Here is a 2865-nt window from a genome sequence, read left to right as displayed (position 1 = left end):
GGGGGTCGAGAGATCCTCCCGGACCACGTGCCATGCGTTCTCCTGCATGTACCAGCAGGCTCTCACCAGCCGGGCCGGCGCGGAGGACGGAAAGATGCTGATGGCCAGGTTCGCGGAGGTGCCGGCGCTGTAGTGGCCCGCGAAGGAGTACCAGGCGGCTTCCTGGGCCAGAGCCGCTGCGTCGCCCTCTGGGTCCTTGCTCGGTTCTTCGGGTCCCCCTTTCAGGACGCGACCGCCCTCGACTTCCCATCCGTCCTCCGGCCCGAGTTCCTCCTCCTGCATGCGCCGCTCGCGCTCGTCGAGCCACCGGGAGGTGGCCCAACCACCGCCCATCGTGATGGGCACCATCCCGAGGGCCCATCGCAATAAGCGGCGGCGAGACACGCGTTGTGTCCCCGCTCCAGCCCCCTGCGAATGTGTCCCCGTCTCTGGACGCGCCTGTCCGTCCCCGGCCGATGTGCTCATGGTGTCGCTTCAAGCTACCATGAGTCCCATGTCCCCTCGCGCGAAGAGCAGGCTCCTATCGGCTCTGGTGCTCCTGGCCGTCCACCAGGCGGGATGCCTGTCGGAACTGGACTCGGTGGAGGTGATAGGGGAGTGCGGCCCACGGGATCTGACGCCCGAGTGCTGCCTCAAGCAGAACCCCGGCCAGTGGGAACAGTGCACCGGCTCCTCCGAAATGGCGCACGTGGTCGAGACGGCACCGCGTTCCGTCTCCACTGCTACGAAGATCGCCGCTGGCGCCACGGTGGTGGTCACGGCGGGGGCGATGACGCCCCAGATCAACTCAGCCGAGCGGAGAGGAGTGGCACTGGCTACGGACCTGCTCGCGCAGGTGGAGAGGGCCATCGAGCAGTGTGTGCGACGTGCGGACCAGACGGTCAACGACTACCACTTCAACGGTCGGAGCCCCAGCCGGGAGCTCTGCCAGCAGGTGAAGGTGGGGGAGAAGACGACGTGGGCCGTGTACCTGGGGCTTTTCAAGCACGAGGAGTCCTGGCCGTGCCTGCGCGAGGCGTTGGACAAGCTGCTACCCACGCGCTACCTGCTTCATCCTCGCTTTCAACTCAACGAGCTGACTGGAACGTGGAAATTCTTGGATGAGACAAAGGTGAAACAGCTTGTGTCCAAGCACGGTTGGAAGGGGCTGTGGGGCACCATCGAGCCGGATGTCGTCCTCCTGGATGAGAAGGGGTTCATCGTATACGTATACGATCTCAAGTTTCCTTGCCCTGAGTTCAATAACGCGCGATGGGAGAGATACAAAGGGGGGCGTTGGCACGATGAGATGCAGGGAGGGGTTTATGAGCGTGCAACTGGAGTAAAGCCAAGGCTTGTCTCTCCGCGGCAGGGAGTAATAAGAGAGGATTAGGAGAAATGCCCTTCATGCGATATCCGAGATTGCGCAAGCACAATCAACATGGTGGGCTGGTCGCAAGCGATGCCTTGCTCATGTGTTTCTACATGCAGCACCCCAACAAGCGAATCGCCCCGGCCATCTTGCGGGCCTTGCAAACTATTCGTGAACGGATTCACCCCTACCAGTTCGCCTGGTACGATGCGGGTGAGGGACAAGCCGAGCCACTCGATGACTTCGCATGGGAGCAACTTCACATGCGAACATTGAATCCTGAGCCGGACACGTCAGCATATCTGATATTGGATGGCCCATCCACGAAGGTGGATGACCTCCGCGTACACTACAGAGGGTTGGATGTCTGGCCCTCTCCCTGGCCAGAGCAAAAGGACGGAGTGAGCGTCCTGTATGTGCGATTGCCCACGGAGTTCCTGGTGGAACGGGGCGCGGACGAGGTTCGTGCCCTGGCCCTTGATGTGGCTGCGGAACTTCCCTTCAACTCGGGGTACGTGGACTTCGCCCTGTGTTCGGATGGCCGTCATTTTGACGAGGCCCTCAAACTCATCCGACCGCGCTACCCGGGAGTGCACCTCGCGCCAAGCCGCGCGAACCTTCGCATGAACACCTGGGTGGATGGGGTGCACTGGATGAACTTCCTCGGGGAGCCCGTGCTCGGAAAGCTCGGCGGTGTGTCCGGTCTTCGCGCGCACCTGGGACTCCCGGGAATCATCCTCCAGGAGATGAGTGGAGACCGGGTGCTCATCATCCTGGGGACGCAGCCGGAGGCGGGAGACGTGGAGGCGGGCCAGGCACTCCCTCGGCATCGCGCGCTTGCCCGGCTCCTCGAGCCCTGCCTGTATCGCAGTGATATGGATGACTTCTACCCGGCCACCGAGGACGTGCTCCGCTGGGAGCGCCGTTTCCTGGACTGACCGGACCCCTCTCTCCCCCGTCCCCTCCAGCCGACAACTTCGAACAGAGGTCTGGTCATCGCGGAGGAACCTGGTTCCGGACAGGAAGTACGTGCGTCCCTCGTGCTCGAAGTGGGCGTCTTGGTGCATCAACCGCATGAGCGGGTCGTCCGAGGGGGAGAATAGCTGGAAGCGGCCCTGGCGGACGGGGATGCACTTGGAGAAGGCGGGAATAGAAACGGTAGTTCAGGGCAGCTCGCCCGTGCCCGCGAAGGCTTGCATCCACGCGAGCTCGTTCCGGGCACGGTGCTGGCAGGACTCCTCGCGCAGTGGGCAGATGGGCCACCGGTCATAGGCAGCCTTCTTCATGGCACCCTCCCAGTTGCCCAGTTGAATCCAGGCGGCGATGCACTCCTCGCGGGTGGGGACATGCTGCGTCAGCTCGGAGCCGAACATCTGGAGCCGCAGTCCCATCTCCAATTCCAGACGGGAGCGCTGCTCACGCAGGCGCGCGCCCACTTCGTACAGCAACCGGCCCAACCACCGCAGCTCATCCTCGGACAGGTGGGCCTTGCTGGCCCTGGCACGCTGCAGGAG

At 63.4% G+C, this 2865-nt stretch carries 4 protein-coding genes; 2 read left to right on the top strand and 2 right to left on the bottom strand.

Annotation, left to right across the window (positions count from 1 at the left end):
* Nucleotides 1-348 (bottom strand): hypothetical protein (locus Q664_RS34090; protein WP_043405318.1); only part of this gene is annotated, 348 nt, incomplete at its 3' end.
* A 145-nt stretch (nt 349-493) separates the two neighbouring features.
* Here Q664_RS34090 and Q664_RS34085 point away from each other — a divergent pair.
* Both Q664_RS34085 and Q664_RS59485 read left to right on the top strand, forming a co-directional pair.
* On the top strand, nt 494-1372 hold the full coding sequence (locus tag Q664_RS34085; protein WP_043405315.1) for a hypothetical protein: 879 nt from the start codon (nt 494-496) through the stop codon (nt 1370-1372).
* 5 nt (nt 1373-1377) lie between these two features.
* Entirely contained in the window at nt 1378-2289 is a 912-nt protein-coding gene (locus Q664_RS59485; protein ID WP_075207589.1) for a type VI immunity family protein, read from the top strand.
* A gap of 225 nt (nt 2290-2514) precedes the next feature.
* Here the strand turns inward: Q664_RS59485 and Q664_RS59480 are convergent.
* On the bottom strand, nt 2515-2865 hold a 351-nt coding region (locus Q664_RS59480), incomplete at its 5' end, for a hypothetical protein (protein WP_043405309.1).

This window comes from Archangium violaceum Cb vi76, assembly GCF_000733295.1.
Taxonomy (GTDB): domain Bacteria; phylum Myxococcota; class Myxococcia; order Myxococcales; family Myxococcaceae; genus Archangium; species Archangium violaceum.
The sequence above is the reverse complement of the archived record's forward strand: the minus strand, read 5'-3'. Positions and strand labels throughout refer to the sequence as shown.